Genomic DNA, 26409 nt, shown 5'->3' with positions numbered 1-26409 from the left:
AAACAGGTTGCCAGCGGAGCGCATTTTCTGGCGATTTTTTCACTAGATAAATAGCTAAAGCCCGCTACAATAGCTGGCACCCCCCTGCATTTTCTTCTTGCTGCCCGTTTCGGCGGCTTTTTTAGTCTCTCAAATAACTACAAAATAAAGGTGTTCACGTGCAGAAGTACATGAATGAAGCGCGCCAGTTATTGGCACTGGCTATACCAGTGATCGTCGCGCAAGTGGCCCAGACCGCAATGGGATTTGTGGATACGGTAATGGCAGGTGGCTACAGCGCCACCGACATGGCAGCCGTGGCTATCGGCACGTCAATCTGGCTTCCGGCCATCCTGTTCGGTCACGGTCTACTGCTCGCGCTCACGCCTGTTATCGCTCAGCTCAATGGCTCAGGCCGTCGCGAGCGCATCGCCCATCAGGTTCGCCAGGGTTTCTGGCTGGCAGGGTTTGTCTCCGTGCTGATCATGGTGGTGCTCTGGAACGCGGGCCATATCATTCGCGCTATGCATAATATTGACCCGGCGCTGGCGGACAAAGCCGTGGGCTATCTGCGCGCGCTGCTCTGGGGCGCGCCGGGCTACCTCTTTTTCCAGGTGGCGCGTAACCAGTGTGAAGGCCTGGCGAAAACCAAGCCCGGCATGGTGATGGGTTTTATCGGGCTGCTGGTCAACATCCCGGTTAACTATGTCTTTATTTACGGTCATTTCGGGATGCAGGAGTTGGGCGGCGTCGGCTGCGGCGTGGCAACGGCAGCCGTTTACTGGGTCATGTTCTTCTCGATGCTTACCTTCGTGAAGCGCGCCCGCTCCATGCGCGATATTCGTAACGAGAACAGATTCAGCACGCCGGACTGGAGCATCATGACGCGTCTGGTGCAGCTAGGGTTGCCGATTGCCCTTGCGTTGTTCTTTGAGGTGACCCTGTTTGCCGTGGTCGCCCTGCTGGTCTCCCCGCTGGGCATTGTGAACGTCGCCGGGCACCAGATTGCGCTGAACTTCAGCTCCCTGATGTTTGTCCTGCCGATGTCGCTGGCCGCGGCAGTGACGATCCGCGTGGGCTTCCGCCTGGGGCAAGGCTCGACGCTCGACGCGCAAACCGCCGCGCGCACCGGACTGGGCGTCGGCGTCTGCATGGCCATTTGCACGGCGCTTTTTACCGTTGCGCTGCGCGAGCAGATTGCCCTGCTCTATAACGACAATCCGGAAGTCGTCGCGCTGGCATCGCACCTGATGCTGCTGGCCGCGATTTACCAGATTTCGGACTCCATTCAGGTGATTGGCAGCGGCGTGCTGCGCGGCTATAAAGACACGCGCTCCATTTTCTTTATCACCTTCATCGCCTACTGGGTGCTGGGTCTGCCGTGTGGGTATATTCTGGCCCTGACCGACCTGGTGGTGGACCGCATGGGACCGGCGGGGTTCTGGATGGGCTTTATCATCGGCCTGACGTCGGCGGCGATTATGATGATGATGCGCATGCGCTTCCTGCAGCGCCAGCCATCCACGATCATTTTGCAACGCGCTGCACGTTAAATACGCAGTAGCCGCCACCCGGCGGCTACTTTCTCTTCACTTTGCGCGGTAATACAGCAATCGCGTGAAATCAGAGAGAAAATTGCATTTTCCCTCTTGCCACCTCGGTGCTGTGCCGCTAATATTCGTCCCCGTTGTCACCGACAACACGTTGCGTTCATAGCTCAGTTGGTTAGAGCACCACCTTGACATGGTGGGGGTCGTTGGTTCGAGTCCAATTGAACGCACCATTCTGCGTCCGTAGCTCAGTTGGTTAGAGCACCACCTTGACATGGTGGGGGTCGGTGGTTCGAGTCCACTCGGACGCACCATTTCAGTCCTGAAATGGTGCAAATTCTCCTCTGATAGTCTGAATTTTCTTAATCCTTTATTTTCATCATTATTCTCCTGCTACGCTTTTCCTATGGAAAAAAACACAGGAAACGTGTCGATGAAGAAGATCGCGATTATCGGCTCCGGCCCCACAGGGATTTACACCTTTTATCACCTGCTTCAAAACAGCACGCCGCTCTCTGTTTCCGTTTTCGAACAGGCTGATGAAGCCGGCGTGGGCATGCCCTATAACGACGACGATAATTCCCGACTGATGCTGGCGAACATTGCGAGCATTGAAATCCCGCCCATTTTTATGACCTACCTCGACTGGCTTAAGGAACAGAGCGACGCCCATCTGGCACGCTTTAAGGTGGATAAAGCCAGCCTGCATGACCGACAGTTCCTGCCCAGGCTTCTGTTGGGAGAGTACTTTCGCGACAGTTTTCGTTCAATCGTAAAAGAGGCGAAAAAGCTGGGGTTCGAGGTTAAGGTCCATGAATCCGCGAAGGTCACCGACATCATCCCTTCGACAACCGGCGTGACGATTTCGGTCAACGACCGCACCTTACCGGATCAATTCGACCTGGCGGTTATTGCCACCGGCCACGTCTGGCCAGAGGAGGATGAAGCCACGCGCACGTTCTTCCCAAGCCCGTGGTCCGGTCTGATGGACGCCCGCATTCCCCCTTGCCGCGTGGGCATTATGGGCACCTCGTTGAGCGGCCTGGACGCGGCTATGGCGGTGGTGATGCAGCACGGTGCGTTTCGTGACGGTAAATTCATCCTCGACAAAAGCAGCGAAGGGTTACACATTACGCTGATGTCCCGGACGGGCATTCTGCCGGAAGCCGATTTTTACTGCCCTATTCCTTACGAGCCGCTGTCGGTATTGACCGAATTCGTGGTGGAAAGCGAGATAGCCAAAGGACCGGATGGCCTGCTTGACCGCATTTTTGCCCTGATGGTCAAAGAGCTTCAGCTTGCCGATCCGGCGTGGTGCGAGAAGATGTCTCTGCATACGCTGAATGCGGACACTGTTCGTGAGGCCTGGTTTGAGGATCGTCAACGCCACGGCCCCTTTACCTGGGCGGAAGAGAATCTCAACGAGGTTGAACGCAACAAACGGGAACGCCGTACCGTGGCCTGGCGCTATACCGTGCTGCGGCTGCATGAGGTCGTTCAGGAGATCGTTCCCCATCTCAGCGAGCAGGACAGAAAACGCTTTAAGCAGGGCCTGGCTCGGGTATTTATCGACAACTATGCCGCCATTCCTCCGCAGTCTATCCGCAGGCTGCTCGCGCTTCGCGAAGCCGGCATCATCAGCGTGGCCGCGCTCGGTGACGACTACACGCTCAACGTTGGCAGCGATCGAACGGTAATAACCACACAAGAGACCGTCTATCGTTTCGACGTATTTATTGACGCTCGCGGACAAAAGCCGCTCAAAACGAAAGATCTGTCCTTCCCGACGCTGCGAAAACAGCTGGAAGCGACCGGCGATGAGATACCCGATATCGGCGAGGATTACACCTTAAAAGCGCCTGACACCGTTCGCGGGCGCATCGCCTTCGGTGCGATACCGTGGCTGATGCACGATCGTCCCTTCGTTCAGGGGCTGGTGGAGTGTGCAGAGATTGCAGAGGCGATGGCGAAAGCGGCGGAAAAACCCGCGTCACGCGTGCGGCGGAGATTACCCTATTTTGAATACTGACAGGGCATCCGTGCCCTGCTGTTGCGGGTTACTCGAAGAAGACTTCCGGGTTTTCCGACAGCGAGACGAAGCTTTTCGTCGCTTTATCCAGCGCGAGGATTTCGCCGCTTTCAATGTCGTACACCCAGCCGTGCAGTCGGATGGAGTTATTACGCAGGCCCACCGCAACGGACGGGTGGGTCTTAATGTTGCTCAGCTGCGCAAACACATTCTCCTGCACCATCGCGTTAACTTTATCGATCGGCTTATCCCAGGTTTTCTTCTCAACCACCGCTTTTGCCGCGTCGGAATAGCGCAGCCAGTGTGACACGGCAGGCATCGGCTCCAGGTTCGCGTTATCGGCAATCGCCTTCATCGCGCCGCAGTTGGAGTGACCGCAAATCACGATATCCGTGACGCCCAGCGCCACGACGGCGTATTCGATGGTAGCGGACACACCGCCTGGCTCCGGTCCGAACGGCGGCACAATGTTGCCAGCATTACGAATGACAAAGAGTTGTCCTGGCTCTTGCTGGGTGACCAGTTCCGGGACCAGACGGCTGTCGGAGCATGAGATGAACAGCGCTTTGGGATTCTGGCTGGACGCTAAACTGCGGAAGAGTTCTTTACGTTGCGGGAAAATCTCTTTTTGAAAGCTGAGAAAACCTTCAATGATATGTTGCATAGCAATGTCTCTTTTATCTGTTTTAGTTTAGGTATGATCGAGATCACACTCGTAAAGTTTACCCATCGTGGTTTACTTCAGACAAGCAATATATTTCTGGCCCGACCGCTGCACAATTTCGTCCGCGTTAGCGAGGATGTTCTGCCCTTCGAACGCGCCGTACAGACGTTCAAACGTTCTGCCTTCCAGATGACTCACGACGGACGCCACGGTGCGGGCAGGCAGCGGAAGATAGTTCGGATAGCTCCACATAAACGAGACGGCGTCTTTACCCGGCGTGACCTGCAGAATATCGCCCACCAGCAGCACCCCGTTCCCCTCCTGCCAGTGCAGCACCGTTCCCCCGGCAAAATGCCCGCCCAGACGCAGCAGGGTAACAGACGGGAAAATCTCCAGCGCATCGCCTTCCCAGAAATGAATGGCTGGGCTGTCGCGCATCACCCACTCTCTGTCGCTGGCGTGCAGGTACACCGGTGCATCAAACGCCGCAGCCCACTCCTGCATCGTGGTGTAATAGTGCGGGTGTGAAATCGCAATTGCGCTGATGCCGCCGAGCGAGGCGATGAGGGTTTGGGTTGCGGCATCGAGGTTGGCGATACAGTCCCAGAGAATGTTGCCGTGCGGCGTTTGCAGAAGCAGCGCCCGCTGGTTGATAGCAAACGCCGGAACGGTTTTGATACCGAACAATCCCGGCTCCAGCTGCTGCCATTTGTTGCTGTGCGTCGCGTTGACGGTATCGTGATCGGTCCACGCCTGCCCCGTGATGGGCACATACTGGCGTTCATCCTCACAAATTGGGCATCTGTCCGGCTGCGTATCGTAGGCGGTTCCACAGGTTTTACAGAGTGTAATCATGTGCTCTCCTCAGCGATAAAGCACTGAGTATGGCAGGGATTATCCTTATGTGCTGCGAGGTACATTGCTGGCTTTTTTTGCCCTATACTGTGCCAGTATCGAAAACTGAACAGAGCAGGTGCAACATGGAAATTGATCTCGATAACTTAGTGTTTAACGGTCTGGATGAAGCAGAAGAGCGTAATGCGGAACGTCTGGACGATGCGGATAAAAAAGCGCAGGCGATTGTCGCCGACGACGACTGCGGCGACGCCTGCAAGATCTAATAAAAAAGCACCGGGAAACCGGTGCTTTTTTATTTCACTCGTTAAACGTCACGCACACTTCGTTCCAGTACGTTTCGCGCGTGCGGCGCAGTTCAGCGTGGCGTTTTATCATGGAACCACTCCGGGTCAATGTTGGCAACGTCTACGCCATACAGGCTGGCGACAGGCAGTATCGACTCAAGAACACGTTGCGCGCTGTTCTCCGCATTCGCTGGCCGGGCCGCAAAAAACCGCCGTAACGTGCTGATCCATTTTTTCATCGTCTTACCCTCTCTCGCCGTATCTGCCTTCAGTTAAGCACCCCAATCCCGTGCAGGGGAAATACCAAAATCCACTGTCGATGTGCAGGATCTGCAAATAGCACCCTCGTCCTTTTCACTCTTCATTAACACCTTGTTCACTAATGCTTTTTTGCTCATAGCAAAGAACGATTTCTTATTTGGCGATAGCTTTCCCTTATGGGAGCGTAACGGGGTAAAACAAAAACAACGGGATGGCGAATGACTATGGCAGCAAAAATGAAAGGGTTTAAAAAACGGACGCTGGCTCTGGGCGTAGTGGCAGCCTGGGGCCTGTTTTCAGCGCAGGCGCAGGCCGATCAGCTGGCGGATATCAAGGCAGCAGGGGTGGTGAAAGTGGCCACGTTTGATGCCAACCCGCCGTTTGGCTCGATTGATGCCAAAACGCATGAGATCGTGGGTTACGACGTGGACTTCGCCAAAGCGCTGGCAAAATCGCTCGGCGTGAAGCTTGAACTGGTTGCCACCAATCCGGCCAACCGCATTCCGCTGCTGCAGTCCGGCAAAGCCGACCTGATCGTGGCGGATATTACTATCACCCCGGAACGCGCACAGGTCATTGATTTCTCGACGCCTTACTTCGTCACTGGCCAGCAGTTCCTGGTTCCGGCGAAATCACCGGACAAGCTCGATGACTATAGCCGGGCGCGCATTGGCGCAGTCAAAGGCACAACAGGCGAGCAGGCGCTGCATCAGCGTTTCCCGCAGTCCCGCGTCCTCTCTTATGACGACATTCCCCTGGCGCTGACCACACTGCGCAACGGCAACGTACAGGCCATCACTCAGGACAGCACCATTCTGGCCGGTCTGCTGGCGCAGGCGCCGGACAAAGCCAACTTCAAAATCCTGCCCGATCTGCTCAGTAAAGAAGAGATTGGCGTGGGGGTGAAGAAAGGTGAAACGGCACTGCTGAAAGCCGTCAACGACGAGCTGGTGAATCTCGAGAAGACCGGTCAGGCGGCAAAAATCTATGATGTCTGGTTTGGTCCTGGCACCCCTGCTCCACAGCCTCGCGGCTTTAAAATAGAAGCCAGGTAATTATGCTCTCAGGTTTATTTTCACACTCCGCGGCCGGTGCCGCGGATTTTTCACATCTGGAACAGGCCAGCGTCGAGTTTCGTCATGTGGACAAACGCTACGGTGACCATCAGGTTTTGAACGACATCAACCTCACCATCACGCCCGGTGAAGTGGTTGCTATCCTCGGCCCGTCGGGTTCCGGTAAATCCACCCTGATTCGTCTTATCAACCAGCTTGAACCCCTGAGCGGCGGAGAGATCCTGGTCGACAACAAGCCTACCGGAAAGCTCTCCGGTAGCGGGTTGCGCCAGCTGCGAAGCCGCGTGGGGTTTGTATTCCAGCAGTTCAATCTTTATGCCCATCTCACCGCCAGCCAGAACATTACCCTGGCACTGGAGCACGTTCACGGCTGGAAGCCACAGCCAGCCCAGGCGCGCGCGCTGGCCCTGCTGGAGAAAGTCGGGATGCTGGAAAAGGCCCACCATTTCCCGGCAGAGCTATCCGGCGGACAGCAGCAGCGCGTGGCGATAGCCCGCGCCCTCGCCTCTTCACCGCAAATCATTCTTTTCGATGAACCCACCTCCGCGCTGGATCCGGAGATGATTGGTGAAGTGCTGTTCGTGATGAAAGCCCTCGCCCACAGCGGGATCACGATGATCGTGGTGACCCATGAGATGCAGTTTGCCCGGGAAATCGCCGACCGGATTGTCTTTATCGACGGCGGGCAAATTCTGGAAACCGCGCCGCCAGCGCAGTTTTTCAGCCAGCCAGCGCATCCGCGCGCGCAGCGTTTCCTGCAAAAGGTGCTGGATCCGCTGCATCAGGAGCATCTGTAATGCCCGCGCTCGACTGGCAGGGGGTACTGACCGGACAGCCTCTGCAGTGGATACTTTCCGGATTTCTCACCACCTTGTGGGTGACGCTGGCGGGGATCGCGCTGGCCAGCCTGCTCGCACTGCTCTTTATGCTCCTGCGCCTGTCCGGTGGACGCGTCGGGAAAGCGATCGTCAGCGGCTGGGTATCGCTGTTTCGCAATACGCCGCTGCTGGTGCAGCTGCTGTTCTGGTATTTTGCCGCCTGGAACGGGCTGCCGCAGGCGTTTCGCGACGTGGTCAACGCCGATCACAGCTGGTCCATTCTGCCCGGCGACGTCTGGTGGTTTACGCCCGAATTTTTATGTTCTGCCTGGGGGCTGGGCGTTTTTACTTCGGCGTTTTTAATCGAAGAAGTGGAAGCCGGGTTGCGTTCTGTGCCAGTCGGGCAACGGGAGGCGGCGCTGGCCCAGGGATTCTCAGCATGGCGCGTGTTTCGCTACATCCTGCTGCCGCAGGGGCTGGCTAACGCCTGGCAGCCCGTTGTGGGCCAGTATCTCAACCTGATGAAGCTCTCCTCGCTCGCCAGCGGGATTGGCTTCGCCGAGCTCACCTACCAGGTCAGGCAGATCGAAAGCTTTAACGCACACGCGCTGGAGGCATTTACCCTCGGTACTGCACTCTATCTGCTGACCGGTCTGGTCATGGGAATGGTGCTGGTCCGCCTTGGGCCGCAGGCGAAACGTAAACGCCCGATCGTCGCCACCACAGGGAGTGAAAAACATGATTGCCGGACTTAATGTCATCACCGATAACCTCGATTATCTGCTGTGGGGACGCGCGGCAGCCGGTGAACCGGGAGGCGTACTGCTTTCGTTAATGATGGCAGCAGGCGCTGCGGTTATCGCTCTGCCCGGAGGGATACTGCTCGCGTGCCTGGCCTGGCGCTTTACCGGGCTTGTGCGAAAAGTCCTCTTTTTATGGGCAGAGCTGATTCGCGGGATCCCGCTCATCTTCGTGATTTTCTGGATGTGGTATCTCCTGCCGCTCATGACCGGGGGCGATCTGCCCGGGGCGCTGACCGTCACGCTGGCGCTGGCCTGGTTTACAGCGGCCACCGTGATGCACTCAGTGCTGGCCGGACTGAGCGCGCTGCCGACCGGGCAGTTCGAAGCCGCGCTGTCACAGGGATTCAGCACGCAGCAAACCCTGTGGCGCGTGCTGCTGCCGCAGGCGCTGAGGAATATTCTGCCGTCGCTGGTGGGGATTTTTATCAGCCTGCTGAAGGATACGTCGCTGGCGTTTATCGTGAACGTCCCGGAGCTGACCACGGTTGCGGGACAGGTCAACAACCGGGTGCAAATCTATCCGGCGGCCATTTTTATCTTTACGGGCGTGGTCTACTACCTGCTCTGCTGCTCGCTCGAGCAGCTTGCGAAACGCTGGCGCCTTACCCGGCCAGCGCTTTAACCACCGTTTCCATTGCCTCGGTTGTCAATGCACTGCGTTTCACGCGCTGGTTCGCCAGCGCGGTACGCAGTACCCCGGCAATGACAATATGCTTTGGCTCCTGCCCTAAATCACGCATCTCAAGCACGACCTTCCCGACCACCCGGCACATCTCCTGATACAGCGCTTCATCTTTGGTCACGTTACCCATCGTCATCACTCCATTGCCTGTTAAACGTTGAGCTTAAATGATTCTCCTGCCGGATACAAAAAAGAAGCCCGGCGAAGAACTCGCCGGGCTTCATCTGTAAAATCAGCTAATTAGTTGTTTACTGGAATGACCGCGCCTTTGTACTTGGTGCGGATCCAGTCCTGAATCTCTTTCGAGTGCAGCACGTTCACCAGCGCGACGATGTCTTTCTTCTTCTCGTCACCGCGATGCACGGTGATGATGTTGGCATACGGGTTGTTTTCACCGCTCTCAACCGCAATCGGGTCGTGAACCGGATCCAGACCGGCGTCAATCGCGTAGTTGGCGTTAATCACCACCGCATCGCCTTCGTTGTTGTTGTACATCTGCGGCAGCAGAGACGCTTCAACGTTAGGCGTGAACTTCAGCTTTTTCGGGTTCTCGACGATGTCGCTGATGCGCGCGGTCACTTTATCGATGCTCGGCTTGAGCTTGATCACGCCCTCTTTCTCGAAGATAGAAAGAATACGGCCCTCTTCAGAAACCGCGTCACGCATGATGATCTTGCCACCTTCCGGCAGGTCTTTCAGCGACTTGTATTTTTTGGAGTAGATGCCGATTGGCTCAATGTGGATCGCGCCCGCACTGACAAAATCGTAGTCCTTATCGCCCGCATGATCTTTCAGCACGCTGTTCAGGTAAGGAATGTGCTGGAAATAGTTCGCATCGATGTCATGGCCCGCCAGCGCGGTGTTCGGCAGAATGTAGTCCTGGAACGGTTTAATCTCGAGGTCGATACCCTGCTTCGCCAGAATCGGCTTTGCCTGCTCCAGAATTTCCGCATGCGGCGTGTTGGATGCCCCCACGGTCAGGGTGTCGGCCCAGGAGGCGAAGCTCAGGGCGCTCAGGGTTGCAGCGGCGATCAGTGTCAGTGTCTTTTTCATGATGTGGTTCCTGTGTGTATTTATTAGCGTTTATCTAACAGTGAAGTAATGACATCGCCGCAGAACTGGATAATGAAAACGATGATCAGAATGGTCACCGTTGCCACCAGCGTGACGTCACCATGGTTGCGCTGGAATCCTTCCAGATAAGCCAGATTTCCCAAACCACCGGCGCCAATCACCCCCGCCATTGCGCTGTAGCTCACCAGCGCAATCAGCGTTACCGTAATACCCGATACCAGTGCAGGTGATGATTCCGGCAGTAAAACCCGAAATACGAGCGTGCTCAGTCGTGCGCCCATCGAACGCGTCGCTTCAATCACGCCTTTATCCACTTCACGCAGGGCGATTTCCACCAGGCGTGCGTAGAACGGTGCGGCACCCACAATCAGGGCCGGCAGCGCCGCGTTGGCGCCAAGAATGGTGCCGACAACGGTCTTGGTGAACGGGATCAGCAGCACAATCAAAATGATGAACGGAATCGAGCGGAACACGTTCACCACAATCGAAATGACGCTATACACCGTGCGGTTGTGGAACAATCCGCCGCGCGCGGTTAAAAACAGCGCCAGACCCAGCACGATGCCTAATACAAAGGTCGCCACGCCGGAAAGCGCGGTCATGTACAGCGTCTCCAGCGTCGCCGCCCAGAGCTGATCCCACTTGAGATGCGGAAAGAGATTCTCAGCCATGTTTAATCACCTCGCCTTCAATATCGCTGTGCTGCAGGTCGGCGAGGATATTGTTCAGTTGTTCATCAGATGCCACGACGTGCACCCAGAGTTGACCAAACACGCCGTGAGCGGTTTGGGTCATTTTTCCGTGCAGGATGTTAAACGGCAGGCCGTAGCGCAGCGTCAGTTCGCCCACAATCGGTTTGTGCGTGCTGTGCCCGGTAAAAGTCAGCCTGATGACCGTACCTTCCAGATCGTTTGCCAGTTCGGTATTGAACGTTTCTTCTTCAGCGTACTGGCTCACCTGACGGACAAACTGCTGCGTAATCGGCTGCTGCGGATGGGTAAAGACGCTCAACACGTCGCCCTCTTCCACCACTTTACCGTTCTCCATCACCGCCACGCGGTCGCAGATTTTGCGCACCACGTGCATCTCGTGCGTGATCAGCACGATGGTCAGCTTGAACCGACGGTTAATATCCAGCAGCAGATCGAGGATCTGATCGGTGGTCTGCGGGTCAAGCGCGGAGGTGGCTTCATCGCAGAGCAGCACATCCGGGCGATTAGCCAGCGCACGCGCAATGCCCACGCGCTGCTTTTGCCCACCGCTAAGCTGTGACGGATAAGCATGCTCGCGACCTTTCAGGCCAACGAGTTCAATAAGCTCGGCCACGCGGGCCTTTATTTCGGCTTTCGGTACGCCAGCAATTTGCATCGAGAACGCAATATTCTCGCTGACCGTGCGCGACCACAGCAGGTTGAAGTGCTGAAACACCATGCTGATCTTCAGACGCGCCTGGCGCAGCGCTTCACCTTTTGCGGCAGAAATGTTCTGCCCGTTGATGGTTACGCTGCCGCTGCTCGGTTTTTCCAGACCATTCAGCAGGCGGATAAGCGTACTTTTACCTGCGCCGCTGTAACCAATGATCCCGTATATTTGTCCCTGTGCTATCGTCAAATTGACATTATCAACGGCTGTGAGTGCCACCTTTCCGTTGTCAAAAACCTTCGAAATATTGCTCAGTACAATCATTCTTATTCGTTATCCGTGCCGCCCGTGGCGGTTTAGCAGTATGGATGTCCAAACGATAGTAAACAGGCGTTATCAGCTTTTAAATGAACAAAAAAGAATGTGTTATAACTTTCGGCAATAAACAGCGGATTTACCGGGTGGGAAGCATTTAGACCAATTTCAGCAATGATTATCTGCCGGATGCATATCTGCTGGCGGACGGGCGCAAAAAACGCTCATTTTTGCAGCATTTTATCCCGATATAGCCTTCCTCACATCCAGACAACTTTACGTCTTGCTGTCCTTCCATCCAGAAATGGCATTTATATTCCTTTCTGTTCTAAACGGCAGTGAATGGTTCTTTATTGAGAAAATTTCACCGCCCTATCATCCCGTCATGACATCCAGAAAGGAAAACATCATGACGATTTATCACTCCGTCACCGAACTGATTGGTCGTACCCCGCTGATCCAGCTGCATAAGCTTGATACCGGTCCCTGCTCGCTGTTCCTGAAGCTGGAAAACCAAAATCCGGGCGGGTCGATTAAGGATCGCGTTGCGCTGTCGATGATTAACGAAGCGGAACGTACCGGCCAGCTGCAGCCAGGCGGCACGATTATTGAGGCCACGGCGGGCAATACCGGTCTCGGCCTGGCCCTGATCGCCGCCCAGAAAGGCTACTCGCTGATCCTGGTGGTGCCGGACAAAATGAGCCGCGAGAAGATTTTCCACCTGCGCGCGCTGGGTGCCCAGGTGGTGCTGACCCGCTCCGACGTCAACAAAGGCCATCCTGCCTATTACCAGGATTACGCCCAGCGTCTGGCGAACGAACTGCCTGGCGCGTTTTACATCGACCAGTTCAACAACGAAGCCAACCCGCTGGCGCACCGCACCACCACGGCGCCGGAACTGTATGAGCAGCTTGACGGCAAAATCGACGCCATCGTGGTGGGCGTCGGCTCAGGCGGCACGCTGGGCGGCCTGCAGGCGTGGTTCGCCGAGCACTCTCCGCACACGGAGTTTGTCCTGGCTGACCCGGCTGGATCCGTTCTCGCCGACCAGGTGGAAACCGGACGCTACCACGACGCGGGCTCCTGGCTGGTTGAGGGAATTGGCGAAGACTTTATTCCTCCGCTGGCCCACATTGAAGGGGTGAATCGCGCCTGGCGCATCACCGACCGCGAGGCCTTCACCACCGCGCGCGAGCTGCTGAAAACGGAGGGCATTCTGGCGGGCTCCTCCAGCGGCACGCTGCTGGCGGCCGCGCTGAAGTATTGCCAGGCGCAAACCACGCCGAAGCGGGTGGTGACCTTCGCCTGCGACAGCGGCAATAAATATCTCTCGAAGATGTTCAACGACGACTGGATGCGACAGCAGGGGCTCATCACGCGTCCTCAGGCCGGCGATCTCTCTGACTACATCGCCCTGCGCCACGATGAAGGCGCTACCGTCACCGCTGCCCCGGACGACACGCTCTCCACTGTCCTGGCGCGCATGCGTCTGTATGACATCTCCCAGCTGCCGGTGCTGGAGAACGGCAAGGTGGTGGGCATTATCGACGAGTGGGATCTCCTGCGGCATATCGGCGGCGACGGCGATCGCTTCTCGCTGCCGGTGACGGCAGCCATGACGCGTCAGGTCGAGTTCCTTGATAAACACGCGCCGGAAAGCGCCCTGAACGCCATCTTCGACCGCGGCCTGGTGGCCGTCATTAATGACAACGACCGTTTTCTCGGTCTGATTACGCGCAGCGACGTTCTGACCGCCTGGCGCAACCGTCTACAGCAATAAAGGAATCAATGATGAAAAATCTGGCCACCCTCAGCGTACACAGCGGCGAATTCAACGACCAGCACGGCGCCGTCATGCCGCCGATTTACGCCACCTCGACGTTTGCGCAACCCGCGCCCGGGGAGCATACCGGTTATGAGTACTCCCGCAGCGGCAACCCTACCCGCCATGCGCTGGAAACGGCGATTGCCGAACTGGAAGGCGGCACGCGCGGCTACGCTTTTGCCTCCGGTCTGGCGGCTATCTCCACGGTGCTCGAACTGCTGGATAAAGACAGCCATATTGTCGCCATTGATGACGTTTACGGTGGGACGTACCGCCTGATCGAAAATGTGCGCAAGCGCAGCACCGGGCTGCAGGTCAGTTGGGTTAAACCGGACGACCTGGCCGGGCTCGAGGCCGCCATTCGCCCACAGACGCGTATGGTGTGGGTCGAGACGCCGACCAACCCGCTGCTGAAGCTGGCCGATCTGGCGGCTATCGCGGCCATTGCCCGTCGTCATAACGTCATCAGCGTGGCGGATAACACCTTCGCGTCGCCGGTAATCCACCGTCCGCTGGAGTCCGGTTTCGATATCGTGGTGCACTCTGCCACCAAATACCTTAACGGCCACTCTGACGTGGTGGCCGGGCTGGCGATTGTCGGGGACAACAAGGAACTGGCGGACAAGCTGGGCTATCTGCAAAACGCGGTGGGCGGCGTCCTGGATCCGTTCAGCAGCTTCCTGACGCTGCGCGGTATTCGCACGCTTGCGCTGAGGGTCGAAAAGCACAGCACCAACGCGCTGGCGATTGCGCAATGGCTCGATCAGCATCCTCTGGTCGAAAAGGTATTCTATCCTGGTCTGGAATCACATCCACAGTACCAGCTCGCCCGCACGCAGATGGCGCTGCCCGGTGGCATGATTTCCGTCGTGGTAAAAGGCGATGCGCAACGCGCCACCGAGGTGATTCGCAACCTGAAGTTGTTCACCCTTGCGGAAAGCCTGGGCGGCGTGGAGAGCCTGGTAAGCCAGCCTTACAGCATGACGCACGCCTCGATTCCGCTGGAACAACGGCTGGCGAACGGCATTGTGCCGCAACTGATCCGCCTGTCGGTGGGAATTGAAGATCCAAAAGACCTGATTGCTGACCTCAGCCAGGCGCTGCAAAAATAAGCAAACGGCGGCAGGTTACTCACCTGCCGCCACAAGTTGTCATCATGGCTTAACGCCTTGATAACAATATTATGTGAAACAGCATTGATTATTTCTGAAACACCGTTTCCATTTTCCTTTTATCTTAAAATCAGCGTATAATGCGCGCCAAATCCCTGGTGAATGGTTTCAGCGCTTGGAATACAAAAAACAACGTACAACTTCTTCTCTCCTTCGTTGGGCTGTCACTCAGGCACACTTTCTTCTGCACGCTCATTTGATGTCTCCTATCCTTAGTGCGTGTCATATACTCTTTTGCAACACAGGTTTGACTCCGCGGCGGTGCGCCCCCGGAGCGAGATTTCCATATCCTTCCCAACTTAAAGACTAAGACTGTCATGAAAAAGACGAAAATTGTTTGTACTATCGGCCCGAAAACCGAATCTGAAGAGATGCTGAGCAAAATGCTGGACGCCGGCATGAACGTGATGCGTCTGAACTTCTCCCACGGTGACTACGCAGAGCACGGCCAGCGCATCCAGAACTTGCGCAACGTGATGAGCAAGACCGGTAAAAAAGCGGCCATCCTGCTGGATACCAAAGGTCCAGAAATCCGTACCATCAAACTGGAAGGCGGTAACGACGTCTCTCTGAAAGCGGGCCAGACCTTCACCTTCACCACCGACAAATCCGTCGTCGGCAACAGCGAAATCGTTGCAGTGACCTACGAAGGCTTCACCAGCGATCTGTCCGTCGGTAACACCGTGCTGGTCGACGATGGTCTGATCGGTATGGAAGTCACCGCTATCGAAGGCAACAAAGTTATCTGTAAAGTGCTGAACAACGGCGACCTGGGCGAAAACAAAGGCGTTAACCTGCCGGGCGTCTCCATCGCGCTGCCAGCCCTGGCTGAAAAAGACAAACAGGACCTGATCTTCGGCTGCGAGCAAGGCGTTGACTTCGTCGCGGCCTCCTTCATCCGTAAGCGTTCCGACGTGGTTGAAATCCGTGAGCACCTGAAAGCGCACGGCGGCGAGAAGATCCAGATCATCTCCAAAATCGAAAACCAGGAAGGCCTGAACAACTTCGACGAAATCCTCGAAGCGTCTGACGGCATCATGGTTGCACGTGGCGACCTGGGCGTTGAAATCCCGGTTGAAGAAGTGATCTTCGCGCAGAAGATGATGATCGAGAAGTGTGTGCGCGCGCGTAAAGTGGTTATCACCGCAACGCAGATGCTGGACTCCATGATCAAAAACCCACGCCCAACCCGCGCTGAAGCAGGCGACGTGGCAAACGCCATCCTCGACGGTACTGATGCGGTTATGCTGTCCGGCGAATCCGCGAAAGGTAAATACCCGCTGGAAGCGGTCGGCATCATGGCGACCATCTGTGAACGTACTGACCGCGTGATGACCAGCCGTCTGGACTTCAATAACGACAGCCGCAAGCTGCGTATCACCGAAGCAGTATGCCGCGGTGCAGTAGAAACCGCTGAGAAACTGGAAGCCCCACTGATCGTGGTTGCCACTCAGGGCGGTAAATCTGCGCGCGCCGTGCGTAAATACTTCCCGGATGCGACCATCCTGGCCCTGACCACCAACGAAACCACCGCTCGTCAGTTGGTGCTGAGCAAAGGCGTCGTTGCGCATCTGGTTAAAGAGATCGCCTCTACTGACGATTTCTACATTCAGGGTAAAGCACTGGCTCTGGAAAGCGGTCTGGCACAGAAAGGTGACGTTGTGGTCATGGTTTCTGGCGCGCTGGTACCAAGCGGCACCACCAATACCGCATCTGTTCACGTGCTGTAATAATTCCCGAACGAATTAATTTGGATAAAAAGCGCCCGTCGGGCGCTTTTTTTATTCCTGGCATTAGCCAAAGTCATTCAAAATGCAAATCGGGTTTTTCTATTTAATTGCGAATTATCTAAGATGAATCCGATGATAAATGCCTTTTTTTCCTTAGATTTTTACCCGAAACCGGCTGATTCGATGCTTCTTTGAGCGAACGATCAAAAATAGGTGTATTCCCATCAAAAAAATATTCTCAACCCAAAAAACTTTGTGTAATACTTGTAACGCTACATGGAGATTAACTCAATCTAGAGGGTATTAATAATGAATCGTACTAAACTGGTACTGGGCGCGGTAATCCTGGGTTCTACTCTGCTGGCTGGTTGCTCCAGCAACGCTAAAATCGATCAGCTGTCTTCTGACGTTCAGACTCTGAACGCTAAAGTTGACCAGCTGAGCAACGACGTGAACGCAATCCGTTCCGACGTTCAGGCTGCTAAAGACGACGCAGCTCGCGCTAACCAGCGTCTGGACAACCAGGCTACTAAATACCGTAAGTAATAGTACCTGTTAATAAAATGGCGCACATTGTGCGCCATTTTTTTTGCCTGCGTCAAATGGCTACTGCGTCACCTTCTCCCCTTCATCTTCCGCTACCGCAGCAGATACCCGGCTGTTCTGCACCGACAACACGCTATTGCTGGCTGACGGGCCGCTACCGGCCGACACGATAACCGGGATCCCGGCGCGACGTGACAGGGCTTTATCAATTAGCGCCTTATCGCTTCCCGCCTGGGAAACAAAGGTCGCAAACTCGGCGGAATGGGTAATGGGCGAGACCTGTGGATTTTCCCCTTCTACCTGCGCCAGCGGACGGTGGACCTCAATATAGCGTTTACCATCCGGCTCAACGGAAAACTTCACGGGTTCATTAATAATCTGCACCCGCGTGCCCACCCGCACCTGTTCGAACAGGGCCTTAATGTCCGGGGCGTTCATCCGCATACAGCCAGAGCTGACCCGCAGGCCGACGCTGTCCGGCGCGCTGGTACCGTGGATAAGATATTCCCCATTCCCCACGCCTAAACGCAGCGCGAAGCGTCCCAGGGGGTTATTTGGCCCGGCAGGAACCACCGGAGGCAGTTTAATGCCCTGCTCCAGAGAGCGTGCTCTGATGCCCGGCGTGGGTGTCCAGGTCGGATTAGGGATTTTCTGGCTTACCCGCGTGGTCGTCACCGGTGTTTCCAGCCCCAACTGACCAATGCCCAGGGGGAAAACCTGAACAATGTTTTGCCCCGGCGGGAAGTAGTAGAGCCGAAGCTCAGCGAGATTTACCACTATTCCCTCGCGGGGCGTATCCGGCAACAGCATTTGCGACGGAATGGTTATCACGGTTCCCGGCGCAGGGTTTACCGGCGCAATGGTATTGTTGGTTTCCAGGATCACCTGCGCCGCCGTATTAAACCGACGGGCAATGGTCTGCAGCTTATTATCCCCTTCCTGTATCGTGTAGGTTTGATTTTGCCCAATCAGACGACTGCCTGCGGGCGGCAACGGATAGTCCATCGCACGGGCCGAATTAAGGGCACCGAGCGAACTGAGGAGTAATAGAGTAATGAGAGACGCGCGCTTCATGCTGAGATTCCTTATTCACTGACAGAACGCCAGAAAGCTGAAAAACCAGCGAGGCGGGAACCACCTCGCGAAACAGAATGAATGCAGTTCTGTAAGTCTAGCTAAGGATTGCAGCTTTGGCGCGGATGGCGCGAATCATCGCTTCCAGTCCCTGAGAACGGGACGGGGTGAGGTGTTGGGTTAAGGCCATTTTTTCAAACCACGGACGGACATCAAACGCCACAATATCCTGCGCCGACATCTGCTGGTAAAGGCTAAAGACGACGGCAATAAGCCCTTTTACAATGGCGGCATCGCTGTCGCCGCGCAATTCGATCGTGCCGTCATCAGACTGCGCCATCACAATCCACACCTGGCTCTGACAGCCCTGAATAGTGTTCTCTGCGCGGTGCGCCTCTTCACCGAGCGGCGGTAAGCGTTGTCCCAGCTCAATGATATAGAGATACTTCTCTTCCCAGTTTGCGCAACGCGAGAAGTTGCGCAGTAATTTATCTTTGTCCGGCAGCTCTGCCATCTTTCGCCTCTCCGTTAGCCCAGCAGCTGGTGAATGCGCTTAAGCCCTGCCACCAGCCTGTCGACCTCTTCCGTCGTGTTGTACATCACCAGCGACGCGCGGCACATTGCCGGTACCTGGTAAAACGCCATCAGCGGCATGGCGCAGTGGTGCCCGGTACGGACCGCAACGCCGTAGTTATCGAGAAAACTGCCCACGTCATAGGCGTGGTGTTTACCGAGATTAAACGCAATCACCCCTTGCCGATCGGCAGGCCCGTAGAGGGTCAAATCCGGCACGCTGGCAAGTTCCGCCAGCGCGTAGTGCATCAGCAGCTGTTCGTACTCCTGAATGGCGTCAAGGCCGATGGCAGAGACGTAAGAGACCGCAGCCCCCAGCCCGATAATACCCCCGGTGTTGGGCGTGCCCGCCTCAAAACGCCACGGCGCGCGCGCGTAGGTCGTGCCTTCCGTCAGGCTGACGGTGGCGATCATCGACCCGCCCCCTTCCCACGGCGGCATCGCCTGCAGGATGTCTTCTTTCACATACAGCACGCCGATCCCGGTCGGCCCATAGAGCTTGTGGCCTGAAAAGACGTAGAAATCACAGTCCAGCGCCTGGACGTCAACCGCGTGGTGCATCACCGCCTGGGCCCCGTCAATCAGGACCTTTGCCCCCGCCTGATGGGCCTTTTCGACGATCTCTGCCACCGGGTTTTCTGTCCCCAGCACGTTGGAGACCTGGGTAACCGCCACCAGCCGCGTACGATCATCCAGCAAGACGTCAAGCTGCTCAAGCTGAAGCGTCCCGTCCGCATTTAACGGGATCACCCGCAGCTGGGCGCCCACGCGCTCGCAAAGCATCTGCCACGGCACGATATTGGCGTGGTGCTCCATCTGGGTGATGATGATGTTATCGCCCGCGTGAACCTGAGCATTGCCCCAGCTGTTAGCGACGAGGTTAATCCCTTCGGTGGTCCCGCGAACAAAGACCAGTTCTTCCGGCGAGCGGGCATTAAGGAAGGCGGCAAGCTGCGTGCGCACGTTTTCCATCCGCTGGGTCGCCTCGGCGCTCAGGGTATGAATACCGCGATGCACGGCAGCATAGCCGTGGCGATAGAACTCGGCTTCGGCATCCACCACCTGATTCGGCTTCTGCGCGCTGGCCGCGCTGTCCAGGTAGGCCAGCGGCAGACCGTTTACTTCACGGGTCAGAACCGGGAAATCTGCCCGTACTTTCTCGACGGGAAAACTCATGCTTCGCCTCCAGGCAGGCGCTGACCGATCCGATCCAGCACCTGCAGTTTTAACTGACCATCGTGCAGCGCTTCCGTCAGTTCGGCGGCAAACGCGTAGATAATCATTTTCTGCGCCGCCTGCTTGCCGATGCCGCGGGAGCGCAGGTAGAACATCTGCTCGTCATCGATTCGCCCGACCGTCGCACCATGGCTGCATTTGACATCGTCCGCGTAGATTTCCAGCTGAGGTTTGGTGTCCACCTCCGCCAGTCGCCCTAACAGCAGATTGTTGTTGGTCATCTGCCCGTCGGTTTTAATGGCGTGCTGCGCCACGTTAATCAGGCCGTTAAACACCGCGCGCCCTTTATCACTGACGATGGTTTTGTGCAGCTGGCGGCTGTTGCAGTAGCCTTTGTTATGCTCCAGCCACGTGCGCGTGTCACACACTTCCGATTTAACCGGCATCGCCAGGCTGTTGATGCGCAGCGTGGTGTTTTCCCCGTTAAGCTGCGTGCTGGTGTTGTGGCGCAGCACCGCCCCGCCGAGCAGGAAGCTGTGGCTGTACGCGGCGGCATCCTGGCCCAGGACAATGTCGTTATGGGCAAAGTGGTGGCTCTGGGCATTCTCAAACGCCAGTTTGATGTGGTGTAGCTGGGCATTGGCCGCCACGTTCATCGTCAGACGCGACCCGGTAAAGTGACGCGTCTCATTAAGGCTGACGTAATGTTCGATGACCGTGGCCTCCGCGCCCTCCGCCAGCTCAAGATGGTGACGATAGTGCGCGGTATTGATTTCATCGCCGTTCAGACCCTGAGTGATATGCATCAGCAACAGCGGCTTTGTCGGGCGCTGGTTACGCTTCACGTCGATATGCGTCACGCTGCGGGCCAGGCTCTCGGTCAGGTGCAGGAAAACCTCGGGCTGAACCGGGGCGCTCAGGCGCTGGCGATCGTCGTTTATCTCAATCTCAAAGCCGCTCTCCTGGACCGTGTCGCTCAGTTCCGGACGGAACTGGCCATCGACAAACACCAGGCGCACGGCATCGACACGCAAGGCCAGCGCGTCGCGCTGCGCTGGGGTGAGATCCGCCAGACGGGTAACAAACTCGGCGTTCAGCAGGCCATCGAGCGGGGTATATTTCCAGTTCTCATGCTTACGCGTCGGCAGGCCAAGACGCAGCATCTGCTGCAGATGCTGCTGCGCCTGCGCCGAGCGCGTGCCGCCCTGGGCTTCAAACAGCCGGTGCCACTGCTGGAGCGCATTACTGCTGTTCGGTAAGCCAGCCATAACCCTGCTCCTCCAGTTGTTTAACCAGCGTAAAATCACCGGATTTCACAATACGCCCCTGGTAAAGCACGTGGACGTAATCCGGCTTGATGTAGTCCAGAATGCGCTGGTAGTGGGTGACGATAATAAACGAGCGATTGCCGTCGCGCAGGGCATTGACGCCGTCAGCGACAATCTTCAGGGCGTCGATATCCAGACCGGAATCGGTCTCATCCAGAATGCACAGCTCGGGCTCCAGCACCGCCATCTGCAGAATGTCGTTACGCTTTTTCTCGCCGCCGGAAAAACCGACGTTCACCGAGCGGGTGAGCAGATCTTCCGGCATTTTCAGCAGCCTGATCTTCTCCTCCATCAGATCCTGGAAGTCGAAGCGGTCCAGCGCCTCCAGCCCACGGTATTTGCGCACCGCATTCAGCGCCGTCTGCAGGAAGAACTGATTGCTGACGCCAGGAATTTCGACCGGGTACTGGAAGGCCATAAAAATGCCCTCTCCCGCACGATCTTCCGGCGACATCTCCAGCAGATCTTTGCCGTTAAACTCGACCGAGCCGTGGGTTACTTCATAATCTTCGCGCCCGGCCAGCGTCGCAGAAAGCGTACTTTTCCCGGAACCGTTCGGCCCCATGATGGCGTGGACTTCGCCCGGCTTAACGTCAAAATTGAGGCCACGCAGGATGGCTTTATCTTCTACGCTGACCTGTAAATCTTTAATGCTTAACATGTGCTTTCCTTAACCGACGCTGTGTTCAAGACTGATGGCGAGGAGTTTCTGGGCTTCAACGGCAAATTCCAGCGGCAGTTCAGAGAACACGTCCTTACAGAAGCCGTTGACAATCATCGAGATGGCATCTTCTTCGCTGATCCCGCGCTGCAGGCAGTAGAAGAGCTGATCTTCCCCAATCCGTGACGTGGTCGCCTCGTGCTCCAGCTGGGCCGTGTTATTACGGCATTCGACGTACGGGAAGGTATGTGCGCCGCAGTCTGCGCCAATCAGCATCGAGTCACACTGGGTAAAGTTTCGCGCATTGGTGGCCGTCGGCATGATTTTCACCAGCCCGCGATAGCTGTTCTGGCTGTGTCCGGCGGAGATACCTTTCGAGATAATGGTCGATTTGGTGTTTTTACCAATGTGGATCATCTTGGTGCCGGTATCGGCCTGCTGATGACCGCTGGTGAGCGCCACCGAGTAAAACTCGCCGATGGAGTTATCCCCGCGCAGGATGCAGCTCGGGTATTTCCAGGTGATGGCCGAACCGGTTTCGGACTGGGTCCACGACATCTTGCTATTTTCCCCTTCGCACAGCGCACGCTTGGTCACGAAGTTCAGGATACCGCCAGTATTGCCGTCGCCCGGGAACCAGTTTTGCACCGTTGAGTATTTCACCTCGGCGTCTTTATGGATGATGACCTCCACCACCGCCGCGTGCAGCTGATAGCTGTCGCGGACCGGGGCGGAGCACCCTTCGATGTAGCTGACGTAGCTCCCCTCATCGGCCACCAGAATGGTACGTTCGAACTGGCCGGTTTTTTCGGCATTAATACGGAAATAGGTGGAAAGCTCCATCGGACAGCGCACGCCTTTCGGCACGTAAATAAAGGTACCGTCCGAGGCCACAGCCGCGTTAAGCGCCGCAAAGAAGTTATCGTTTGAAGGCACAACGGTCCCGATGTACTTTTTCACCAGTTCCGGATGATCGTGAATCGCTTCGCCGAAGGAGCAGAAAATGATCCCCTGCTCTGCCAGCTTCTCGCGGTAGGTGGTGGCCACCGAGACCGAGTCAAAGATAGCGTCCACCGCCACCTCTTTCCCTTCGCGCACCGGTACGCCCAGCTGGTTAAAGGCTTCTTCTACCTCTTTGCTGAGGAAACTGTTCTCCGCGCCGGTTTGCTGCACCGCGCCGGGCTGCGAGGCGCAGGTGTCATCACAGCTGCCGCAGGACGGCGCGGAGTAGTAGCTGTAATCCTGGTAGTTCAGCTTGTCATAATGCGCTTTCAGCCAGTGCGGCTCTTCCATCTCCAGCCAGGCGCGGTAGGCACTCAGGCGAAACTCCAGCATCCACTCGGGCTCGTTACGTTTCGCCGAAATCGCCCGCACGACATCCTCGTTGATGCCTTTTGCCAGCTCATCGGTCTGCAGCTGGGTGAAGAACCCCTCTTTATAGTTGAGGTGCCCGCCGCTCCAGGTATTTACTTCACTCGTTGCTTCAGTATTACGAGACATAGTTCCGCCTATACCCCAAAGCTTTCGCCGCAGCCGCATTCGTTCTGGGCTTTCGGGTTATGAAATTTGAATAACTGATTTAAGCCTTCACGGACGTAGTCCACTTCGGTGCCATCGATAAAGGGCATGGCCTGCAGCGCGACGTACAATTTTGCGCCGTCGGTCTCGAACACCAGGTCATCTTTCTCGGGTTCGGTGACGGTATCAAGCACGTAACCGAAACCTGCGCAGCCGGTCTGTTTGACACCTAAACGCACACCAAGGATCTCGGGCTTTTTCGCCACCAGCTCGTGAATATGTGCCGCCGCCGCTGGCGTGAGCGTTAACCCGCGCCAGGCGAAATCGGCAGGATTAAAGGTTTCTGAATGCAGTTCCATAGGTCCACCTCATCTGATAAGCCATCAGGGCATAACACCATGTTAGTGATAACGATTATCACTTCAACCCTCTGTCAGCAGGGGCATTCGGCTAAACCGCCCTTTTTGCCTACTTTTATTAAGCATAGACCCTATGGCAGGATGCAGGCAGGATGGATTTAATTGTTCAATGCATTGATTAATAATGCATTTCGTCGTGGGATTTATGGCGGAGAGGTGAAAAGTAAAATATGCATCGGAAATGCCTATTTTTGAGATAGTCTTTGCATGGAAAGTGACAAAAACAAAAAAAGGCCCTCAAGGCCTCTTACACTCAATGATGGAATGAGACAGCAAAACCCTGCTCACGCCAGTGGTCGAGCTGTTCCTGCTGTCGAGGCGTTGGCGATTTCCCCGTCCAGACGAAGATTTTTTGCCCCGGGAAAAGCTCGGGACGCGGCGAATCAATCGGTTCTGCCAGGACATCAATGTGCCAGCCCTTCTGCGATAAGCGCGCGGCTTCAAGCCACAGATGGGTGCGGTCATCACACTCCCACCCAATCAGGAGCGCATCTTTACCGGCTTTTTTGCGAGACTCCGCCAGGCTTGCGATCGCGAATTCGATCAGGACCCCGTCAAACAGGCTCGCCATGTGACGCACGGTATTTTGGTCCTGGTTCATCCGCTGACGGACGGGAGAAATAATATTGTCAATCAAGGCGTCTATCGGGTGATCGCGGCGGAATTCACCGACTTTGGCGCGCAGCTTTGCCGGGCTGGCATAGCGCAGAACGGTCATCATCTCTTCCTGGAACGAGACCCAGTTACCCTGAGTCACAACTTCCTTGTTTTCCAGCAAGGCTTTTACTTTCCCGACCGAAACGCCGCTCTTCATCAGGCGTTTGATCTCTTCGATACGCAGGATATCTTCATCGTCAAACTGACGATGACCCCCTTCGCTGCGCTGCGGCTTCAACAATCCATAACGACGCTGCCAGGCACGCAGCGTAACGGGGTTGATACCGCATCGTTCGGCCACTTCGCCGATACTGTAATAGGCCATTAACTCCCTCACGCTCAGAACTTCCATACCTAACTGCACCAACCTTATCAGATTGTACACACTATTTGTATAACTAAGACCGCATTTTGAACGGGTGAATGGCTTACGACGCCATTCACCTGTTAATACATTGTTGTATAAAATTTACCGTTCGTACAGTTACGTCTGTCCGATTGTGTACAGCTTTATCACAATTCGAACTTTTTCTCCGGCCACGCAATGGCTGGAATCCCGCCGTGCCGGGGGCTGGCAAAAAGATGCCCCTGGAACTGGGAAATCCCCGCAGATTCCAGCCACATCCACTCTTCCGCCTTCTCTACTCCAACCGCGCAGAACTGGATTTCAAGCGAGGAACAGCATTTGATGATGGCCTGAATAATGGCCTGTCGGGGGCCACTTTTGTGCACGTTCGCGACCAAATCACGATTAATCTTAATTCTGTCAGGCTGGAAGTGGGCCAGTAGCTGCAGCCCGGCAAAACCGGCACCAAAGTGATCGATCGTCACGCTGATACCCGCGCTTTTTAACTGCCTGACCGAATCCGTGAACTCATCAAAGCGGGAAATGGCTTCGCTCTCGGTGAACTCCACCACGATTTGTTCAGGTACAAAACCGTTTGCTTCGATCGCGGTGAGCAGAAAATCCACGGCATTGGGAATGTTAACCAGCGTCATAGGCAGCAGGTTAAGGGATAACGTCTGGTCCTGTAACCCCAGCGCGCTGGCCATGGAGAGCGCCACCTGCTTGCTTTGCAAATCAGACGCGTACACTTCCTCATGCGGAAGGCTGGCGAAATAAGCTCCCGGCGAGTCGCCGGACGGGGTGCGGAGAAGCGCCTCCCAGGAGACAACCTGCTGCATAAACGGATCGACTATCGGCTGGAACGCGAAGCTGCAATCCGCCCCCTTCGCGACCACCTCAGGCTGCGCGGACAAGCGCGTTTCTTCGCGAACGAATTCCCATGAGTCCGCAGGCGGCAGTTCAAAGTAGTTCGCTTTTTCCGTGGCCTCGACAAAGGTGCGGAAAAACTGCAGAGGGCGGTCGTTATACGTCAGCTGGTAGCGTGTCGTCCCCTTATTGAGCACCTGCTGCAGTACCTCGTCCCTGTCGAAGTGGCGCAAATCAAAAAGCTCCATACCCACGTTGCCAAAACGCCGGACAGGCCCGTGATCGCGCATTAACTCGACCACGTTATGGTGGCGCGGGTCGTTGCAGATCTGCTCATAGATAGCCGAAACGTGCTCAACCGGCCCTTCCAGCAGTTGAAAAAAATGTGTGCCGTTAAACAGCAAGATCCCCGTGACATTGGATTGCCGATTTTTACGATTTGCAGCAGCGACCATTGCTTCCAGCGCTTTCACTGGAACGTCCTCGCAGATATGACTGCGGTAAATGATGGTTGTGAGCATGCTATTCCTGGGGGTTAAGGTTTTGGCCACGAAAGACGTGGGTAATGTTCATTTATAGCACATTAATTGCCTGACAAATAATTTACATCTCAACCATTTACGGCAGTTAATGAGACCTTTTGACTCGGCTGTACAACTTACCAGCACCTGCGCTTTTTGTACAATATATCCTGCACTCCCACCCCATCACAACGCCAACCCAACACAATGAAAAATAAATGATTTATAAGATATATCGTAA

At 55.9% G+C, this 26409-nt stretch carries 27 protein-coding genes and 2 tRNA genes; 13 read left to right on the top strand and 16 right to left on the bottom strand.

Annotated elements, in window-relative coordinates; translation table 11 throughout:
* The first annotated feature begins 158 nt into the window (after nt 1–158).
* The 4 genes from mdtK (at nt 159) to KGP25_RS09960 (ending at nt 3558) form a co-directional block, all read left to right on the top strand.
* Entirely contained in the window at nt 159–1532 is a 1374-nt protein-coding gene (mdtK, locus tag KGP25_RS09975; RefSeq protein WP_223540353.1) for an MdtK family multidrug efflux MATE transporter, read from the top strand.
* 153 nt (nt 1533–1685) lie between these two features.
* Nucleotides 1686–1762, top strand: a tRNA-Val gene (locus KGP25_RS09970).
* 4 nt (nt 1763–1766) lie between these two features.
* A tRNA-Val gene (locus tag KGP25_RS09965) sits at nt 1767–1843 on the top strand.
* A 119-nt stretch (nt 1844–1962) separates the two neighbouring features.
* Nucleotides 1963–3558: an FAD-NAD(P)-binding protein gene (locus tag KGP25_RS09960; RefSeq protein WP_223540352.1), complete on the top strand. Its 1596-nt coding sequence runs from the start codon at nt 1963–1965 to the stop codon at nt 3556–3558.
* Nucleotides 3559–3586: 28 nt separating this feature from the next.
* Here the strand turns inward: KGP25_RS09960 and KGP25_RS09955 are convergent, their stop codons facing one another.
* Nucleotides 3587–4222, bottom strand: coding sequence for a carbonic anhydrase (locus tag KGP25_RS09955; RefSeq protein WP_109844381.1), 636 nt, complete (start codon nt 4220–4222; stop codon nt 3587–3589).
* A 72-nt stretch (nt 4223–4294) separates the two neighbouring features.
* The gene (locus KGP25_RS09950; RefSeq protein WP_223540351.1) at nt 4295–5077 is read right to left on the bottom strand and encodes an MBL fold metallo-hydrolase; all 783 of its coding nucleotides are present in this window, start codon (nt 5075–5077) and stop codon (nt 4295–4297) included.
* A gap of 125 nt (nt 5078–5202) precedes the next feature.
* Here KGP25_RS09950 and KGP25_RS09945 point away from each other — a divergent pair, with 125 nt between their 5' ends.
* Nucleotides 5203–5343, top strand: a complete 141-nt coding sequence (locus KGP25_RS09945; RefSeq protein ID WP_003857665.1) for a hypothetical protein — start codon at nt 5203–5205, stop codon at nt 5341–5343.
* 92 nt (nt 5344–5435) lie between these two features.
* On the opposite strand, the gene KGP25_RS09940 is transcribed toward KGP25_RS09945, so the two are convergent.
* A complete protein-coding gene (locus KGP25_RS09940) occupies nt 5436–5603 on the bottom strand; it encodes a hypothetical protein (protein ID WP_032666818.1) in 168 nt (55 codons plus the stop codon).
* A gap of 246 nt (nt 5604–5849) precedes the next feature.
* Between KGP25_RS09940 and KGP25_RS09935 the strand changes: the two genes are divergently transcribed.
* From KGP25_RS09935 to KGP25_RS09920, 4 genes are read left to right on the top strand one after another with little or no spacing between them, the layout of a single operon-like run.
* On the top strand, nt 5850–6680 hold the full coding sequence (locus tag KGP25_RS09935; RefSeq protein ID WP_223540551.1) for an ABC transporter substrate-binding protein: 831 nt from the start codon (nt 5850–5852) through the stop codon (nt 6678–6680).
* A gap of 2 nt (nt 6681–6682) precedes the next feature.
* Nucleotides 6683–7498, top strand: coding sequence for an amino acid ABC transporter ATP-binding protein (locus KGP25_RS09930; RefSeq protein WP_048222746.1), 816 nt, complete (start codon nt 6683–6685; stop codon nt 7496–7498).
* Nucleotides 7498–8274 (top strand): amino acid ABC transporter permease, encoded by a 777-nt coding sequence (locus KGP25_RS09925; protein ID WP_048030749.1) that lies wholly within the window; start codon nt 7498–7500, stop codon nt 8272–8274. Before KGP25_RS09930 ends, KGP25_RS09925 begins: the two co-directional genes overlap by 1 nt.
* The gene (locus tag KGP25_RS09920) at nt 8258–8944 is read left to right on the top strand and encodes an amino acid ABC transporter permease (protein WP_048030750.1); all 687 of its coding nucleotides are present in this window, start codon (nt 8258–8260) and stop codon (nt 8942–8944) included. The genes KGP25_RS09925 and KGP25_RS09920 overlap by 17 nt, the downstream gene beginning before the upstream one ends.
* Here KGP25_RS09920 and fumD read toward each other — a convergent pair.
* From fumD to KGP25_RS09900, 4 genes are all read right to left on the bottom strand, one after another.
* Nucleotides 8925–9134, bottom strand: coding sequence for a fumarate hydratase FumD (gene fumD / locus KGP25_RS09915; RefSeq protein ID WP_023343959.1), 210 nt, complete (start codon nt 9132–9134; stop codon nt 8925–8927). The genes KGP25_RS09920 and fumD overlap by 20 nt on opposite strands.
* A gap of 110 nt (nt 9135–9244) precedes the next feature.
* Nucleotides 9245–10057, bottom strand: a complete 813-nt coding sequence (locus tag KGP25_RS09910) for a MetQ/NlpA family ABC transporter substrate-binding protein (protein WP_223540350.1) — start codon at nt 10055–10057, stop codon at nt 9245–9247.
* Between the two features lie 23 nt (nt 10058–10080).
* Nucleotides 10081–10749 (bottom strand): methionine ABC transporter permease, encoded by a 669-nt coding sequence (locus tag KGP25_RS09905; protein WP_008500617.1) that lies wholly within the window; start codon nt 10747–10749, stop codon nt 10081–10083.
* On the bottom strand, nt 10742–11764 hold the full coding sequence (locus tag KGP25_RS09900; protein ID WP_045910313.1) for an ATP-binding cassette domain-containing protein: 1023 nt from the start codon (nt 11762–11764) through the stop codon (nt 10742–10744). The genes KGP25_RS09905 and KGP25_RS09900 overlap by 8 nt, the downstream gene beginning before the upstream one ends.
* Nucleotides 11765–12164: 400 nt before the next feature.
* On the opposite strand from KGP25_RS09900, the gene KGP25_RS09895 reads away from it, so the two are divergent.
* The 4 genes from KGP25_RS09895 to lpp all read left to right on the top strand — a co-directional run bounded on the left by KGP25_RS09895 (nt 12165) and on the right by lpp (nt 17028).
* Nucleotides 12165–13535, top strand: coding sequence for a cystathionine beta-synthase (locus KGP25_RS09895; RefSeq protein WP_223540349.1), 1371 nt, complete (start codon nt 12165–12167; stop codon nt 13533–13535).
* Between the two features lie 11 nt (nt 13536–13546).
* Nucleotides 13547–14692 (top strand): PLP-dependent aspartate aminotransferase family protein, encoded by a 1146-nt coding sequence (locus KGP25_RS09890; RefSeq protein WP_045910312.1) that lies wholly within the window; start codon nt 13547–13549, stop codon nt 14690–14692.
* Nucleotides 14693–15069: 377 nt separating this feature from the next.
* Nucleotides 15070–16482 carry a pyruvate kinase PykF gene (pykF, locus tag KGP25_RS09885; protein WP_045284943.1) on the top strand — a complete coding sequence of 471 codons (1413 nt, stop codon included), beginning with the start codon at nt 15070–15072 and terminating at the stop codon, nt 16480–16482.
* A gap of 309 nt (nt 16483–16791) precedes the next feature.
* Nucleotides 16792–17028 (top strand): murein lipoprotein Lpp, encoded by a 237-nt coding sequence (gene lpp, locus KGP25_RS09880; protein WP_010430241.1) that lies wholly within the window; start codon nt 16792–16794, stop codon nt 17026–17028.
* A 60-nt stretch (nt 17029–17088) separates the two neighbouring features.
* On the opposite strand, the gene KGP25_RS09875 is transcribed toward lpp, so the two are convergent.
* The 9 genes from KGP25_RS09875 to KGP25_RS09835 all read right to left on the bottom strand — a co-directional run bounded on the left by KGP25_RS09875 (nt 17089) and on the right by KGP25_RS09835 (nt 26168).
* Nucleotides 17089–18102, bottom strand: a complete 1014-nt coding sequence (locus KGP25_RS09875) for a L,D-transpeptidase family protein (RefSeq protein WP_048027587.1) — start codon at nt 18100–18102, stop codon at nt 17089–17091.
* Nucleotides 18103–18199: 97 nt separating this feature from the next.
* A complete protein-coding gene (gene sufE / locus KGP25_RS09870) occupies nt 18200–18616 on the bottom strand; it encodes a cysteine desulfuration protein SufE (RefSeq protein ID WP_223540348.1) in 417 nt (138 codons plus the stop codon).
* A gap of 14 nt (nt 18617–18630) precedes the next feature.
* Nucleotides 18631–19851, bottom strand: coding sequence for a cysteine desulfurase SufS (gene sufS / locus KGP25_RS09865; RefSeq protein WP_111966839.1), 1221 nt, complete (start codon nt 19849–19851; stop codon nt 18631–18633).
* Nucleotides 19848–21119 carry a Fe-S cluster assembly protein SufD gene (sufD, locus tag KGP25_RS09860; RefSeq protein WP_126534379.1) on the bottom strand — a complete coding sequence of 424 codons (1272 nt, stop codon included), beginning with the start codon at nt 21117–21119 and terminating at the stop codon, nt 19848–19850. Before sufD ends, sufS begins: the two co-directional genes overlap by 4 nt.
* Nucleotides 21094–21840 (bottom strand): Fe-S cluster assembly ATPase SufC, encoded by a 747-nt coding sequence (gene sufC / locus KGP25_RS09855; RefSeq protein ID WP_048027583.1) that lies wholly within the window; start codon nt 21838–21840, stop codon nt 21094–21096. Before sufC ends, sufD begins: the two co-directional genes overlap by 26 nt.
* A gap of 9 nt (nt 21841–21849) precedes the next feature.
* Nucleotides 21850–23340 carry a Fe-S cluster assembly protein SufB gene (gene sufB / locus KGP25_RS09850; RefSeq protein WP_021241107.1) on the bottom strand — a complete coding sequence of 497 codons (1491 nt, stop codon included), beginning with the start codon at nt 23338–23340 and terminating at the stop codon, nt 21850–21852.
* A gap of 8 nt (nt 23341–23348) precedes the next feature.
* Nucleotides 23349–23717, bottom strand: coding sequence for a Fe-S cluster assembly scaffold SufA (gene sufA / locus KGP25_RS09845; protein WP_008500631.1), 369 nt, complete (start codon nt 23715–23717; stop codon nt 23349–23351).
* Between the two features lie 313 nt (nt 23718–24030).
* Nucleotides 24031–24759, bottom strand: coding sequence for a MerR family transcriptional regulator (locus KGP25_RS09840; protein ID WP_223540347.1), 729 nt, complete (start codon nt 24757–24759; stop codon nt 24031–24033).
* A gap of 188 nt (nt 24760–24947) precedes the next feature.
* Nucleotides 24948–26168, bottom strand: a complete 1221-nt coding sequence (locus tag KGP25_RS09835; protein WP_045910304.1) for a diguanylate phosphodiesterase — start codon at nt 26166–26168, stop codon at nt 24948–24950.
* Nucleotides 26169–26409: the final 241 nt, after the last annotated feature.

This window comes from Enterobacter sp. JBIWA003, from assembly GCF_019968825.1.
Lineage (GTDB): Bacteria > Pseudomonadota > Gammaproteobacteria > Enterobacterales > Enterobacteriaceae > Enterobacter > Enterobacter quasiroggenkampii.
This window is presented reverse-complemented; position numbering and strand designations above follow the sequence as displayed.